This is a genomic window from Zooshikella ganghwensis DSM 15267 (assembly GCF_000428585.1).
Lineage (GTDB): Bacteria > Pseudomonadota > Gammaproteobacteria > Pseudomonadales > Zooshikellaceae > Zooshikella > Zooshikella ganghwensis.
Genome location: NZ_AUAF01000049.1, coordinates 1 through 15,608, shown reverse-complemented (window position 1 = coordinate 15,608; position 15,608 = coordinate 1). Strand labels below are relative to the sequence as shown.

10 protein-coding genes are annotated in these 15,608 nt (G+C 41.4%); 9 read left to right on the top strand and 1 reads right to left on the bottom strand.

From position 1 onward, the window contains the following. Positions 1 to 10: 10 nt before the first annotated feature. The 8 genes from tssJ (at position 11) to F607_RS0112355 (ending at position 12,806) form a co-directional block, all read left to right on the top strand. Positions 11 to 478 carry a type VI secretion system lipoprotein TssJ gene (gene tssJ / locus F607_RS29490; protein ID WP_051311420.1) on the top strand — a complete coding sequence of 156 codons (468 nt, stop codon included), beginning with the start codon at positions 11 to 13 and terminating at the stop codon, positions 476 to 478. 28 nt (positions 479 to 506) lie between these two features. Beyond that, positions 507 to 1,841: a type VI secretion system baseplate subunit TssK gene (tssK, locus tag F607_RS0112390; protein WP_027708342.1), complete on the top strand. Its 1,335-nt coding sequence runs from the start codon at positions 507 to 509 to the stop codon at positions 1,839 to 1,841. Positions 1,842 to 1,880: 39 nt separating this feature from the next. Next, the gene (gene icmH, locus F607_RS29485) at positions 1,881 to 2,888 is read left to right on the top strand and encodes a type IVB secretion system protein IcmH/DotU (protein WP_051311418.1); all 1,008 of its coding nucleotides are present in this window, start codon (positions 1,881 to 1,883) and stop codon (positions 2,886 to 2,888) included. Between the two features lie 60 nt (positions 2,889 to 2,948). Beyond that, positions 2,949 to 6,503: a type VI secretion system membrane subunit TssM gene (gene tssM / locus F607_RS0112380; RefSeq protein WP_027708341.1), complete on the top strand. Its 3,555-nt coding sequence runs from the start codon at positions 2,949 to 2,951 to the stop codon at positions 6,501 to 6,503. A gap of 9 nt (positions 6,504 to 6,512) precedes the next feature. Further along, positions 6,513 to 7,271, top strand: coding sequence for a type VI secretion system-associated protein TagF (tagF, locus tag F607_RS29480; RefSeq protein ID WP_051311416.1), 759 nt, complete (start codon positions 6,513 to 6,515; stop codon positions 7,269 to 7,271). A 19-nt stretch (positions 7,272 to 7,290) separates the two neighbouring features. Then, positions 7,291 to 8,037 (top strand): PP2C family protein-serine/threonine phosphatase, encoded by a 747-nt coding sequence (locus F607_RS0112370; protein ID WP_027708340.1) that lies wholly within the window; start codon positions 7,291 to 7,293, stop codon positions 8,035 to 8,037. 26 nt (positions 8,038 to 8,063) lie between these two features. After that, complete coding sequence (locus F607_RS32825; RefSeq protein WP_051311414.1) at positions 8,064 to 11,696, top strand: bifunctional serine/threonine-protein kinase/formylglycine-generating enzyme family protein; 3,633 nt, start codon at positions 8,064 to 8,066, stop codon at positions 11,694 to 11,696. Between the two features lie 591 nt (positions 11,697 to 12,287). Continuing rightward, a complete protein-coding gene (locus tag F607_RS0112355; protein ID WP_027708338.1) occupies positions 12,288 to 12,806 on the top strand; it encodes an Hcp family type VI secretion system effector in 519 nt (172 codons plus the stop codon). Positions 12,807 to 12,998: 192 nt separating this feature from the next. Here the strand turns inward: F607_RS0112355 and F607_RS0112345 are convergent, their stop codons facing one another. Further along, positions 12,999 to 13,763, bottom strand: coding sequence for a hypothetical protein (locus F607_RS0112345; RefSeq protein WP_027708337.1), 765 nt, complete (start codon positions 13,761 to 13,763; stop codon positions 12,999 to 13,001). Positions 13,764 to 14,178: 415 nt separating this feature from the next. On the opposite strand from F607_RS0112345, the gene tssI reads away from it, so the two are divergent. Beyond that, positions 14,179 to 15,608, top strand: a 1,430-nt coding sequence (tssI, locus tag F607_RS0112340) for a type VI secretion system tip protein TssI/VgrG (RefSeq protein WP_038291199.1), incomplete at its 3' end; no start/stop codon positions are given.

Here is a 15,608-nt window from a genome sequence, read left to right as displayed (position 1 = left end):
GTTTCCAACAGTGAATAAGTGGCTAGCAAGATGGCAATACAATTTACTTTTTGGCTTGCTTTGTTGCGTTGCTATCATGACGACGGGTTGCTTTAAAAGTGAGACTAAACTGGATTTAGCTGTTGAGGTCGCACCAGATGCTAATCCTGATCACAGTGGTCGTCCCTCACCGGTTGTTGTCAAACTATATGAATTAACTTCACCTGTCGTTTTTGAGAATGCGGATTTTTTTGCGCTGTATTCAGATCCTGTCAAGGTATTGGGTGCAAGCTTATTAGGGCAAGAAGAGCACGAATTTGTACCTGGCACTAAGTCTGAACTTAATTTGTTGCTTAATCCATCTACGCAATTCGTTGCCTTTTTAGCAGCTTATCGTGATATTGAAAATGCTAATTGGCGATTGGTGGTGAAAGTCGAGCCGTTATCCAGCAATGAACTTGGCCTACGTATAAATCGTTTAAGTCTTTCAAAACAGTAGTCATTCAGCAGTAAGGACAACATAACTAATGGCAATGCAGGACAAAGTCGTATGGGCCGAAGGCATGTTTCTTCGGCCTCAACATTTTCAGCAACATGACCGGTACTATGATTTTCAGCTTAAGGAACGGGTGCGTTTAGGGGTTGCCTATGGCTGGGGTGTTAAAAACCTGAGTATAGACCAGCAGCACTTGGCATTAGGTAAGATTGTCGTGAATAGTTGCGATGGCATTTTACCTGATGGCACTTTATTTTCGGTCAGAAATACCATAAATGGACAGCTCACATTAGATATTAAAGAAGAAACAAAAGAAAAAATTATTTATTTAGCATGTCCTTTATCGGCGGTTGATGATATTGAGGCTGATAAAAAAGATGATGAAAATATAATTGCCCGATATATCAACAAAGAAACCACCGTTCATGACAGTAATGCTGGCGACGCTACTATTGCGGAAATAAATGCTGGCTTATTGCGTTTGTCACTACGACTGGATGAAGACGCGAAAGGTAATTATGTTAGCTTGCCTATTTGCAAAATTATTGAAAGCCGTGCCGATAAAAGCATTGTGTTGGATGAAGATTATATTCCGCCCTGTCTTGATGTAAAAGCTGTGCCTAAACTGGTTGGCTATTTGAGTGAAGTTGTGGGTTTATTAAATCATCGCGGTGAAGCATTGGCGGGCCGTATGCAAGGCTCAACTCGCCAGGGGCTTTCCGATGTGGCTGATTTCCTCATGCTGCAAACTATTAATCGTAATGAGCCTTTGTTTAAACACTTATCTAAATTGGAATTACTCCATCCGCAGTATTTATATGGATACATGGCTCAACTGGCGGGAGAGTTAGCCACTTTTACTAACCGTCAAAAACGTCCTAATGAGTTACCAGGTTATCAACATGATGATCTTGAAGCTTCATTTATTGCATTAATGGGTGAACTACGTCAGTCACTCAGTACTGTGCTTGAACAAAATGTCGTTAAACTTGAGTTGCAAGAACGTAAATATGGTGTACGAGTAGCAACTGTTAATGATCGAAATCTTTATCAAAATGCGGTGTTTGTGCTTGCGGTAAAAGCAAATGTTGCCAATGAAGTGTTACGCTCGCGCTTTCCATCACAAGTTAAAATTGGAACAGTTGAAAATATTCAACAACTTGTTAATTTGCAGCTACCAGGTATTTCACTCACTGCGCTAAATGTTGCTCCGCGTCAAATACCTTACCACGCAGGCTTTAGTTATTTTCAACTTGATCCTAATTCAGAAATTTGGTCACAGCTAAGTAAGTCAGGTGGTTTTGCTATTCATGTGGCAGGTGAATTCCCTAACATTGAAATGGAGTTCTGGGCGATTAAGCAGTAATGAAACATTTGTATATCCTCTTAAACACGAGGCAACCGCATGGATGGTTACGACTCAGATAATGCGGATAAGACGGTAGTAAATTTTCAGCATGGTGGAAGGCCTGTTAAGCCAACCCCTGGACGAAGATCATCAAATGCCCAGGAAGGGGCATCCTATTCGTCTTATCAACAAGCACCACAATCATTTAGTCAGCAGTGGCAACAAGCTCAGGCTGGGAAGTTAACGGGTGTAAATAACCTGGTTAATTCAGCCTCCACTCTGATTAACATGGCCATTCGGCTGCGTAATTTAGCGCATCATGAAAATATTCAAGAATTGCGCAGTTATTTAGTGCAAGAAATTAAGCAGTTTGAGCTTAAAAACAGACAGCGACAAGCACCTGAAGAAACTATTAATGCTGCGCGTTACGTATTGTGTACTTTTCTCGATGAGATTATTGCACTGACGCCCTGGGGAGGACATGCTGAGTGGAGTAAACATAGCCTGCTGAGTATTTTCCATAATGAAACCTGGGGGGGTGAGAAGTTTTTTATTTTATTAGACAGACTAAGAGCCGATGGTTACCGGCATCAGGATTTGCTGGAGTTAATGTTCATTATTATTAGCCTGGGATTTGAAGGCAAATACCGTGTTATTGAGCGGGGTAACGTAAAACTAGAAGAGTTACGTGATGATTTATATCGTCAGCTGCGAATGGTTCGGGGTGATTATGAAAGAGAATTATCAACACGGTGGCAAGGTGTTCAAGACCGTCGTAATGCTTTAATTCGCTATGTTCCCCTGTGGGTTGTGGGGGCGCTTGGCGCTGTTATAGTGCTGGCGATGTATTCAGGATTTGCCTATTTCCTTAATGAAGAATCTGTCGCATTGAGAAAGGACTATACCGCTTTAATTGATCCTTCTGCTGAAGAGTTTGCTAAAGATTTAGAGTTATCATCAACAGCACAAGAGGAAAAAAAGAACAAAGAAGAACCGCAAATAAAAGAGACGGCTGAAGATACAAAAGAATCATCAGCAGATACTGACAATAAAGATGCAGATTAGTCAGTGCTATCCATTAAAGGTGTATGGGTCATCATCAACTGCAGTGTATGGAAGTAATGAATGAAAGGCTTCATCAACGTTATTAAACAAAAGTGGTTTATTTCTCTTGTGGGGGTTATTGCCCTTTCAATTTTGATTTGGTTTGTGGGGCCACTGTTCGCGATCGCAGATAAAAAACCTTTGGCCAGTGAGGTTGTGCGGTTATTCAGTATTATGGCATTGATGCTATTGTGGGGGCTGAATAACTTACGCATGAGCATGAAAGCGAAAAAACAAAATGCACAGTTGATTGAGGGACTTCAACAAGACCAGTTAGCGCAACAAAGTGCGGATGCACAAGAATCAGAAGAAGAAATTGCCTTACTCAATGATCGCTTTACTGAAGCAATGGATTTATTACGTCAGTCCAGTATGCAAGGGAAAAGCGGCAAGCAGTTTCTATATGAATTGCCTTGGTACATTATTATTGGACCACCAGGCTGTGGAAAAACGACAGCTTTAGTCAATTCGGGCCTGGAGTTTCCCCTGCAGGAAAAATTTGGTCGAGAAGCCATTCACGGTGTTGGTGGAACGCGGCACTGTGATTGGTGGTTTACTAATGAATCGGTATTAATTGATACGGCAGGACGGTATACCACGCAAGATAGTCATGCTTCTGTTGATGCGGCTGCTTGGACGGGGTTTTTAGGATTATTGAAAAAAAATCGCCCGCGTCGTCCTATAAATGGCGTTATTTTAGCCATCAGTTTGCAAGATATAGCGCTACAAACTGAAGCTGAAATGAATGCGCATGTGAAAGCCATCCGCGCACGGTTACAGGAATTAAATGAACGATTAGGGATGCGTATACCCGTTTACCTGATGTTTACCAAGTGTGATTTGATTGAAGGATTTAACGAATATTTTGAAGATTTAGGTCGTGAGGAGCGGGCCCAGGTTTGGGGAAATACCTTTGAAGATAGCGATCAACTTAATGTAGTGGAGTTATTTGACCAAGGCTTTGATGAGTTACTTAATCGCTTAAATGAGCAGTTATTAGGCAAAGTGCATCAAGAGCGAGATGTTAATCGACGGGGTAGAATTTTATCGTTTTCACAACAATTACTGCTTATCAAACCACAGGTTCATACCTTTATTGAAAAAGTTTTTGCACCATCCCGCTTTCACCATCGGCCTTATTTACGTGGCTTTTATTTTACCAGTGGTACACAAAATATTACCTCGATTGATCGTATGGTTGACAGCTATGCCAACCAGATGGGGGTAGCGCCACAACCCACTCACCAAACAACCGGCAGAAGTTATTTTATTACTCGTTTACTGCGTGGAGTGATATTTGCTGAGTCAGGTTTAGTCAGTAACGATCGTAAATATGAAACGGGACGCTTGTGGGTACAGCGCGGTTCGTATGCTGCAGCGCTTATTACTGCTGGGCTGGGTGCTTTTGCCTGGTCGACAAGTTTTACTTGGAACCAGTTGAGTATTGGGAGTATTGAAGATTACGTTAAATCATTTATTTCAGGAAAAGAAGAACTCCGTCCTGGGTATCGAGAAATTGATACGATACCTGTATTAGACCCATTGCGGGATGCAACCCAGGTTTATGATCAAGATAAGGTACCATTGACTGGTGGACTTGGTCTTTATCAAGGCCGAAAAATTCAGCCAAAAGCAACACGTGCTTATTTTGACCAGGTTGAAGAAGTCTTTTTGCCAGCACTTAAGCGGCGGCTTGAAGAACAACTCAAAGATAATATGAGTGATGTTGATTTTCTTCATGCGGCACTAAAAGCTTATATTATGCTGGCAGTGCCCAAGCGGCTTGATGAAGATTATGTGCGGGATTGGATGCAGTTTGATTGGGAAAATCAGTTACGGGGTGAAGCTAAGCTGCAAAGTAAATTAAATACTTATCTGGATGACTTGCTTAATTCGGGGTTTAAACCCATTAAACTGGATGAAAACTTGGTAAAACAAGCCAGAATCGTATTACGTCAGGTGCCTTTACCACAACAGGCGTATGCCAGAATAAAACAAGAATTTATTCGTCCAGATACTATGCGTAGCTTTACTTCTGAGCTAGGTCAGGAAATTGGTTATGTATTTTTAAATGCCGATTACAAAATTCCAAAGCTTTATACCAAAAATGGTTTTTACACTCAGTTCAAACCTGAGAGTTATAAATATGTAGCTGAAATTGCCCGGGATAACTGGGTACTGGCGACGGCCAGTAGTGACTTCTCAGAAGCAGATATCAAAATGTTTCATGATGAAGTACAAGACCTTTATTTCCAAGATTATATCAAGCACTGGAATACATCACTTAATGAGCTGAAGGTACGGCCTTTTAGCGATATTCGCCAGGCAACCGATCAGCTTGGAAAAATTACGGCAGGCTTTTCACCATTTAGAGAAGTATTAAAAGATGTTGAAAAAAATACCATGATGTCAATTATCACCCTGGAAAACCTTGAAAAAGCGAATGAAGTTCGTAAGGCAGCAGGGGTTCGAAGTGGACAGCTAGGTCGTTTGAGTCGCCGTGCAGAACGACTAAATCGTGCTGCAGATAAAGCAGGGTTAAAAGATAAAGCTAAGCCTGAATCGCTAGGTCCTGGCGCGAATAAAGTCGAAAGGCAGTTCAGAGACGTAAATCAGGTGATTCTTGCCACAGGGCGAGGGCAAAGCCAGATGGATCAAATTATTGAGGCATTAAATGGTTTACGAAGCTACCTGTCATCTATTGTCAACAGCGGTGATCCTGGTGAGTCTGCCTATAATGCGGCAAAGCAGAAAATTACCGGAGGCCGTGGTGATTATTTTACTACGTTGAAAGCATTATCCGGTACTACACCACAACCGGTCAGACGGTGGATTTTAGATGTAACTAATGGCAGTTGGGGCTTGATGATGGGTCAAGCCAGTGACTACCTCAACCAGATTTATCGGGCGAATGTTTTTAGCTTTTATAAACAAGCTTTAGCAGGCCGTTACCCTATTGCCAATGCACGGGCAGAAGTAAAACTGAGAGACTTTGCCGAGTACTTTAAACCTGGGGGAATAGAAGCACGCTTTTTTGATGAGTATATTAAGCCTTTTGCTAATACAAATAGAGGTTCGTGGCGATTAAGAACAGTTGATGGACAATCCTTAGGTATTAGCTCGCGTGCACTCAGGATGTTTGAGACCGGCGCAAAAATTCGTAGAGTATTTTTCCAAGATGGAGCAGCAACACCGCAGCTTAACTTTTCTATGAAGCCTGTGTATTTGGATGCCAATGTGGCACGGGTAGAAGTGGATATTGATGGGCAAAAACTGGTTTATCGACATGGTCCCAGGGTGCCGCAGAAAGTGAGCTGGCCCCAAGAGGCGGGAGAGTCGAGTATTTTATTCGAAGACCTCAACGGTGTTCGTGTGGCATTCCGTGAACAGGGAATTTGGTCATTCTTTAGAGTGATGGACAATTTCCGTGTTGTGAATAGCGGGCGAGCTGAACGATTTAGAGTAGAGTTTAAGCTGGATAATCGACGTGCAGATTATGAGCTTTCAGCGAACAGCGTCATCAACCCCTTTAATCGGTCTTTGTTACGTGGTTATAACGCTGTTGGGAGACTATAGGAAAACATCATGCTGTTAACAGGGTTTTACGGGAAATTTCCCTCTCATGGTGATTTTATCTCCAGGCGCCTCCCGAGAGAGTTTCTTGATCATTGGGATGAGTGGCTACAGGGGGCAATTCGTCATAGCCAAAATGAACTGGGTAATAATTGGCTGAATAGCTATTTGTCGTGTCCTGTGTGGCGGTTTTTGCTGTCTGATGGGGTGTGTGGTGAAGGTATTTGGTATGGTGTGTTAATTCCCAGCGTTGACAGAGTAGGGCGTTATTTTCCTTTGACCTTTGTCAGCCACTTACAGCAGGCTAAAAGTCCTATGAGAATACTGGCTGAATGTGGTTATTGGTTGGATCGGCTTGAGGATATTGCGTACACCGTGTTGGATGATAACTTTGACTTTGAGCAAATGGAGCAAAGTATTAAGCAGCTTGGTAATCCAAGATTATCGCCTTCTGCTCAGCAGCAAACTTCTGCACACAGCCGGCAAGTATCTCGCCCTCATTTAATGGCGGCATTGGAAACAGAACGAGTTCGTCCCTTACAGGCGATGCCTGCACTGGCAGAACATCTCTTAAACCGAATGTTTAACAGTTTTAGCTTATGGTGGACTCATGGTTCGGAGCACATTGCCCCCGCGTTACTGTGTTGTGAAGGTCTTCCTTCTTTGGCTGGTTTTACGAGTTTTATGACAGGCCAGTGGGAGCAAGGAGGGTGGATTAATTTAGGTAATGTAATTTCCCATAGTGATTCAGTAGGACTTCTAGAAGACTGAGGCGTTTTTTTGGTAAATCATGAGTAATCAAACATCCCGCTATTTGACCGCAGCACAAACGCATCAAGGAAATGTCAGGAGAATAAATGAAGACGCTTATTTAATAGGCATTGATGGAGCATCTGGCCATAGTAATCACATTTGGGCCATTGCTGATGGAATGGGCGGACATTTTGCGGGTGATTTAGCCAGTCGGATGATCATTGATGAGTTAGCCAGTCTACCTATGAATGAATCATTAGATGATGCCATTAAAACCGTACAGCAAACCTTATTGGAAGTTAATCGGCGTCTGATTGAAGATGTCACCATTAAACCTGGCAGTTCCGTGATTGGCAGTACTGTTGTGACTGCGGTATTGAGTGGTTATGAGTGTGCCTGCATCTGGGCAGGTGATAGTCGTCTTTATGTTTTTCGTGATGATGCCCTTTACCAAATCAGCCATGACCATTCTGTTGTACAGGAGCTTGTTGATCAGGGGCTGATTACAGCAGAAGAAGCCTTGGTCCATCCACAAGCAAATGTGATTACTCGGGCTATCGGTTCAGATATCAATCTTGCCCTTGATATCCGGGTATTTGATGTGATGCCTGGAGATCGTTTGTTACTGTGTAGTGATGGACTTTACGGTGAGGTGCCTGTTGATGTTATAAAAAGTGGACTACGTCAGCGTAATATTGAGCAATGTGTGCAAAAATTGATCGAATCAACCTTGGCGGGACGAGCCAAGGATAATGTCACAGTTAATGTGATTGATATCCAATAATCAATTTTCACACGTGAAGTACTGGCATGGGCGCTGATAAAACGAAGCACAGCAAAACCCGTATTGATCGCGGTTTAGAAGTTCGTGGGTGGTCTTCAACAGCAGGATCCGCTGACTCCCAACCTATCCAACAAAAGCAACCTATTCAAGATAATAAGCCGCTGCATGTTCAAGATAATAAGCCGCTGCATGATGAATTTGAAGATGCGACGGTGATTAGTCAGCCTCGTTTACAGGCTGATAATTATAGTGCTGAAGATGCAACAGTTATTACAGGAAATAAACCAAACACAAATAATCCATCAGGTGATGATTTACTTGATGATAAAACGGTGATTACAGGACAGCTTAATAAACCTTATTTACCCACTCAGCATGACGCTGAAGCCGAAACACTTATCACAGCGCGTGAATTATCCACAGGCAATGCTTTTCCATATTCTGAGATAACAGGCCACCGGCTTGAAACTGGTCATCAGCTTGAACCAACCCAATATGTAACACACAGTCAAATAGGGCAACCAAGTAGCCAGCAATCCTCTGGTCAGCGTGTAGGAATTGGCTCGGTTTTAAAAGCTCGTTTTGAACTGGTTGAGGTGCTAGGCAGTGGTGGTATGGGGGTGGTGTATAAAGCGATAGATCGCCGAAAAATTGAAGCCAGTGATAGAAACCCCTACGTTGCTGTTAAAGTACTTAATGAAGAATTTCGTCAGCATCCTGAATCATTAATTGCATTACAGCGAGAAGCCCGTAAAGCGCAGACGCTTGCACACCCAAATATTGTGACGGTTTTCGACTTCGATCGTGAAGATGACGTTGTTTTTATGACAATGGAGCTGTTACAAGGAAAGGCATTAGATCAGCTATTACGTGAAGACTATCCTGATGGTTTACCCCTTGCTACTGCGCTTTCGATAATTCGAGGTATTGCGAACGGCTTAACCTACGCCCATAACAAAAATATTATTCACTCGGACTTCAAACCCAGTAACGTTTTTATTTTAGAAGATGGTACTGCAAAAGTTTTTGATTTTGGAATCGCGCGAGCTGCAAAAACAAAAACGCAGGAAGAAGGGGATAAAACGCTATTTGATGCAGGTGAGCTAGGCGCATTAACCCCGGCTTATGCCAGTCTGGAAATGCTGTTGGGTAAAGAACCAGATATTCGTGATGACATATACGCTTTCGGTTGTGTTGTAAATGAATGTTTAACAGGTAAGCATCCTTTTAATAAGCTTTCGGCTTTAAAAGCCCAGGAAAAAAAGCTCCAGCCCAAGCGCGCAAAAATTTTAAAGAATGCACAATGGAAAGCATTATCTGCGGCGTTGTCCTTTCGCAAAGAGAACAGACCCGCAAGTGTACAACAGTTTATTGATGTTTTTTTAGGCAGCAATAAACGCAAAGGCTTTACCGTTTTTGGTGTGATAGTCGCAATGTTAGCGGGTTTGACACCAGTGATATACACCTCTACTACATCACTTTTAGATGAAAGAAGGGCAACTCAAGTTATTAAAGAAATAAAACAGTTGCCTGCTAATCAGGTAGAACACGCTTTTGAGCTGATTGATGAGCAGTCACCTGAGTTACAGGAGCAAGTATTAGACGCCACTAAAGACAGGATTCTTGAGCTGCTTAAAGAAAATGCGTTTGCCCGTGTAGCAGATGCACAGGGAGAGCCTGACTTTCAAGGTGCACACCGAGTCTTAATCAAGGGGCAACAGTATTATCCAGACTCCGCAGCATTAAATGTTCATCTGGAAGCCTTGCAAGAAAAACTGAGAGAAAAATACAAATGGTTAATACAGCAGAGGAGAATTTATCCTCGTGATGATCAATGGGATATGTTTGACTTGCTGGAAACCGCTCGGACCATAGCACCGCAGCATGAAATTCTAAAAAATCAGGAGCTTGCTAAAACCTATATTTATGATGCTGAACGGGCTATTCAGTCAAAAGACTATGATTTAGCAGATAGAGTGTTATCCACAGCAGTTTTACTTTTTCCTGATAATGAAAAAATTATACGTTTAGTTGACCAGATTGATGCACAACGTCGTTTGAATAAGCAGTCCAGCGCCAGTGACTTGATTGAAAACCTGGCTGCAGAAAATACAACCAAAGCGTTACAGTTAAAGATCAATAAGCTGGTAGCAGAACCCTTTGCAAACGAGCAGTGGAGTTATCGGTTATATACTCAGTACCAAGCAGTTAAGAAAAAGTTAGATGAAAGTGATGAGTGGTTATTGGATCTACAACAACAGATTGCAGAGCTATTTGTTAATCGAGCCAGAAAGTTACGTGAAGCCAAACGTTTTACTGCATCACTGGATCACTTAAACCAGGCTGCGGAGTATGCGCCAGACTACTTTGGTTTAGATGATGAAAAAAACATCTTAAATACTGCTCAAGCTTCATACCAAGCAGAACAGCAGGCAAAACAGCGTATTGCAGAAGTTAATAACTTAAAGCAGGCTTTTAGTCGCAGTGTAAAACTTCAGGATGAAAAGCAATCTTTAAAGAATTATTTACGACTTCGTCAGCTGTTAGGGGTTAATAGCAACTACATCCATAAAATTGCTAATGTAAAAATAATGCGCTTATATTTATCTCTCGCAGAAAAAACAGCAAAAAGCGAAGAGTATGAACAATCAATTAAACTAGTAAAAAAAGGCTTGGAGTATAAGCCGAAAAGTAAAGAGCTATTAGCGGCCATTGAGCACTATCAAGTGCTGCTCAAACAACTCGAACAAGATAGGCGTTACCAGCAGCAACAAGTTGTGGTTAAGCTTTATCAACAGGGGCAGAAGGTCAATAAAGATAAGCTAAAAATAGCATTGGCTGAACTAAAAGAAATGGATAAGTCAATGCATCAAAAAGTTGAGAAAAGTATGTTGCAATACTATCTACAACATATGCAACGCTTAAGCAAAAAGCAGCCTGATATCGCACGGCAATACGGACACCTTGCAAGTACTTTTTTTCCTGGTAATGCACAGGTAAAAAAGATACTAAAAAGCCTGGACCCATGTGAGATTCGCTTTGCCGGACATGGTATTAATAACCGCGCTATTTGTGCTGATAGGCTGGCTAATAAAGCATCAGGTCCCAAGCTCGTGGTTGTACCTCCCTACGCTCAGGGTACAGCATATTATGCAATGAGTAAGTATGAAATAAGTCAGGCTGATTTTGCGCAGTACTGTGCGAGAACGAAAAAGTGTCGTTCGCAGTCAAGCCACTCTCGTTTACCGGTTACGAATATCTCTTTAAAGAGCGCACTGGATTACACAACCTGGTTAACAAAAGAAACTGGATTTACATATCGTATTCCTACTGATCAGGAATGGTTACATGCGGCTTTAACAAATAAAAAGTCAAAACACAATGAATACAACTGCCGTGTAAAGCTGGGCAGTAAACTGCTTAAAGGCCAAAGTTTGTTACCCGTAACCAGTGGCCGCGCAAATCCTTGGGGACTGGTTAATGTTTATGGTAACGCGCAAGAATGGGTGATGATGAATGGTAAACCCTATGCCCGTGGTGGTGCTTATACCGACTCATTATCTGAGTGCAATGGTAGCTTAGTTAAGTCTCACACCGGTCAAGCAGATAAGCTTACGACATTTCGTGTTGTGAGGAATATCATGGTTGCGCAAAACTAGCTTTTTATAATCACCAAGCAGGAGACCATCCTTGGTCTCTACTGCTCACGGTGCTCCTGGCACCTGCTTCACAAACAAATTCAAGTATTGCCAATTCGCTTTGTGCTTTACCTCAATCTCGCTTAAATCCTTAACAGTTATAGCTAACTCTATATTAAGGGGTCTTCAAAGGCTGGATAATGGCCGCTTCCCTGTCGAAAGACATTTTGCAGGCTTTGGAAAAAGACCTTCAAAAAAAATTACTGAGCAGAAAAATGTAAAAAGAATGTGTGATATGATTCTTAAAAAAATACTGCCAATAAAAATTATAAAATAATTATTCAATTACTGAGCAAGAAATTACAAAAATAAGAAGAAGTTGCGCAATTTATTGCTCATATATCTCATACTAAAGAATCTATAGATAACATTAATTTTATAAGCCATTGATATTTAAATTAAAAATGTTTTTGGCATAGTTTCTGCTGATAAAGAGTATATTTTGAAGACACTTCCTAAGGTGTTTCCTGTGAATTCCTTCACATCTCCAATATTAAAGCTATTGGATATTGTGGAGGAAAAATAAACAACTCATTTATTAAGGATTAAGCCATGCCAACACCGGCGTATATGACTATTGAAGGCGAAAAACAAGGACTTATTACGGCAGGTACATTTACTGAAGATTCTGTTGGTAATATCTTTCAGGAAGGTCACGAAGACCAAATTTTGGTTGAAGCTTTCCGTCACGATATCGTGCTACCACGTGACCCTCAAAGTGGTCAGCCTACTGGTCAGCGTGTTCACCAGCCTATGGTAATTACCAAGGTTTTTGATAAGTGTTCGCCACTGCTTTATAACTCATTGACTTCAGGTGAGCGTCTAATCACTTGTAAAATTGACTGGTATCGTACTTCTGCAGCAGGTACTCAAGAACATTATTTTACGATTGAGTTGGAAGATGCCATTATCGTTGCTATCAATGCATCCATGCCTAACTGTCAGGATCCAAACTCAGCTTACTTCACACACTTAGAAGATGTTCATTTTACTTATCGTAAAATTACCTGGACTCATGAAGTATGTGGTACATCAGGACATGACGACTGGCGTGTACTGAAAACCTCATAAACGCTGAAAATAAAAAAGCCTGTATAGTTTGTACAGGTTTTTTTTATGCGTATACCCTTCACGAATCATTTTTAGGGTTTGTTGTCGTCGCTCTTCACCCCAATCACTTATTATAAGCTCCTGGGGCTTCATCGCTTGACGGCCTCCCCTAAAAACCCTTCGTTATGGGTATAATTTTCGGAAAAGGTAAAATTAAAAGCAGCGGCTTGTTTCGCTAACAGCTTTTGCATAACGCTTCGTTAAATATTGCCGTTGTTGTGTTGTTGGTTCTACTAACGTTCCCACTAAACGAATTTGATCCGCTGAAGCGCTATCAAATAAGCTGCTTACATTTTGGGCCGTGCTCGCAACATGATCATCTGCATGCCAAATACCTGCTCGTGAACTAGGCGTTAAGGAGATGCTGTCTAATAAATTAAGATTAGATTTTAGATCATGGTAGATTAGAATTTTTCGAATTCCAGATTCGATTAAACTAAAGCGATTCCCTCCACAATGTTCCGGAAACTTATATGTGCAGAATGTTTGTCTGGAAGCGGGTTGCTTGCTGTCAAGATAACGAGAATGTGTCAGTTCTTGGCGCACACAGTGAATACCTACCGTTTTAGCAATTTTTGAAATAATAATGTTGTTGCCACTTTGATAGTTTATGGGCGTTCTCGAAGTTGGACTTGGTGTATAAGTGCTCCTAGATTGTGGAACATGCTGGCCAGGCCGAATATAGTAGGTTTTTTTATCTGTCGATTTTTCTGGAGTTGCAGTTGTTTTTACTTTTGGATCTACTTTAATTGCAACTGAGGATGAGCCTGCTTTAATCGTTGTTTGTTGAACAGTCGTATTTTTAGGTTGGGAGGCGCCAACAGGACGATAATTTTTACTGCCTCCACCACATGCAGTCAGTAGCAAACAGTTAACGGATAAAAATGTTACTAATAATATTTGAGATTTATATCTCATAAATAACCTCAATTGACGAAACTTATGCTACTCATTTGCAAAGTTAGCCTATACCCAGAGTATTGCCATTATAGGTAACAGATTGAGTGAGTAAAATTTTTATGCTTTGTATTATAGCTGGCAAGTATTATTGAATGGAAAAACTATTTTGTGATTCAGTTTTACTTATGGACTACCTCTAAAAAAAGATTACTCATTCGCAAATACTACTACACATAGTGACTAAATAATCTGTGCCCTAGCTAACGGTGTTACAAAAAAACAGGAAGAAAATGCTTATTATAACAGTGTTCTTGGATTAGGGGTTTTATAATAAAGATAAGACCGGTAATTCCAAGTGTCAGCTTATTTGAAAATATACCGCTGTTGTGGGTGTGAAATACTCACAAAAGATGAGTTATTGAAAAGGTAATACATGAGTTCTATCGCAGCTAATGAAAATCTCTTTGATTTTGTTGTAGCAGGCCAAAAGGGTAGTGATGCATTACGCGTAATGAAAGTTGATGGCCTTGAGCTGTTATCGGGTATATATAACTTTGAAATAGAGTTGGCTGTTGAAAGTGATACCTTGCTTCCCTCTGACTTTCTTCAAAAGACGGCAACACTTACCCTTAAAGATCCGAGTTATCCACGGTTAGTTAATGGTGTCATTATCAGCTTTGAACAGAAGGATACGGGACGTCGTTTTACGCGATATGGTATCACCCTTGCACCCAAAGCATGGACCTTAACAAAGCGAACAAACACTAAAATTTTTCAGCACCAAACTGTGCCTGATATTATTAAATCGGTATTGTTAGCTGCCAATCTCTCTACGGATGATTTTACCTTTCAGCTGATGAGGAATTACCAACCTCGAACCTATTTGGTTCAATATGATGAAAATGACTTGCATTTTATTTCCCGTTTAATGGAAGAAGAAGGCATTCATTTTCATTTTCAGCATACGTCAGATCGTCACCGAATGGTGATGGCAGATAGCCAGTCTGCATTAACGACCATTCCAGGTGGAGATTTACTCTACCAAGATATCAGCGGTATGGTGAATGATGCGGATAGTGTTCATAAGTTACGTAAACAGGCACAAACTCAGTTTGGTAAAGTCTCCATGCGTGATTATAACTTCAAGAAGCCCAGCCTGAATCTTGAAGTCAGTCAAAATGCAGATGGAGATGATTATTTTGAACAGTATCAGTACCCGGGTAATTATCAACTTCCTGAAGAAGGCGATGAATACGCTAAGTTGCGTATGGAAGCCAAACAAACGGATAAAGTGATGCTTAAAGGTGCCAGCAATAGCCGGCGTTTGTTACCAGGACATCGGGTGAATATTACTGAACATGCTCATTTTGAAGGGGAATACCTGATTACTCAGGTAAAGCATGAAGGGACCAATCCACAGGCGCTGGATGAGGGTGCACCCAGTCAAGGTGGACATTACATTAATTACTTTGACTGCATACCTGCCGACAAAAATTATCGTCCGGCGCAAAAACATAAAAAAGTCTTGATTGAAAGTACCCAGTCTGCCGTAGTGACAGGCCCTGCAGGTGAAGAAATCTACACCGATAAACATGGCCGAATCAAGGTGCAGTTTCACTGGGATCGAGACGGTCAAAAAAATGAAAAGACCACACGCTGGCTTCGTGTTAATACCGGAATAGCTGGAGGGCAATGGGGGCAAGTTGCAATCCCGCGAATTGGCCAAGAAGTGGTTATTGAGTATCTGGATGGTAATCCTGATAATCCGATGGTCACTGGGTGTGTTTATCACGCTAATAATAAAGTGCCGTATGAATTGCCTGCTCATAAAAGTCGCAGCACCTTTAAAACCGAAAGTAGCCC

Coding starts and splice junctions, on each gene's coding strand:
- tssK (WP_027708342.1), top strand. CDS start 507: ATGGCAATGCAGGACAAAGTCGTATGGGCCGAAGGCATGTTTCTTCGG.
- icmH (WP_051311418.1), top strand. CDS start 1,881: ATGGATGGTTACGACTCAGATAATGCGGATAAGACGGTAGTAAATTTT.
- tssM (WP_027708341.1), top strand. CDS start 2,949: ATGAAAGGCTTCATCAACGTTATTAAACAAAAGTGGTTTATTTCTCTT.
- tagF (WP_051311416.1), top strand. CDS start 6,513: ATGCTGTTAACAGGGTTTTACGGGAAATTTCCCTCTCATGGTGATTTT.
- F607_RS0112370 (WP_027708340.1), top strand. CDS start 7,291: ATGAGTAATCAAACATCCCGCTATTTGACCGCAGCACAAACGCATCAA.
- F607_RS32825 (WP_051311414.1), top strand. CDS start 8,064: ATGGGCGCTGATAAAACGAAGCACAGCAAAACCCGTATTGATCGCGGT.
- F607_RS0112355 (WP_027708338.1), top strand. CDS start 12,288: ATGCCAACACCGGCGTATATGACTATTGAAGGCGAAAAACAAGGACTT.
- F607_RS0112345 (WP_027708337.1), bottom strand. CDS start 13,763: ATGAGATATAAATCTCAAATATTATTAGTAACATTTTTATCCGTTAAC.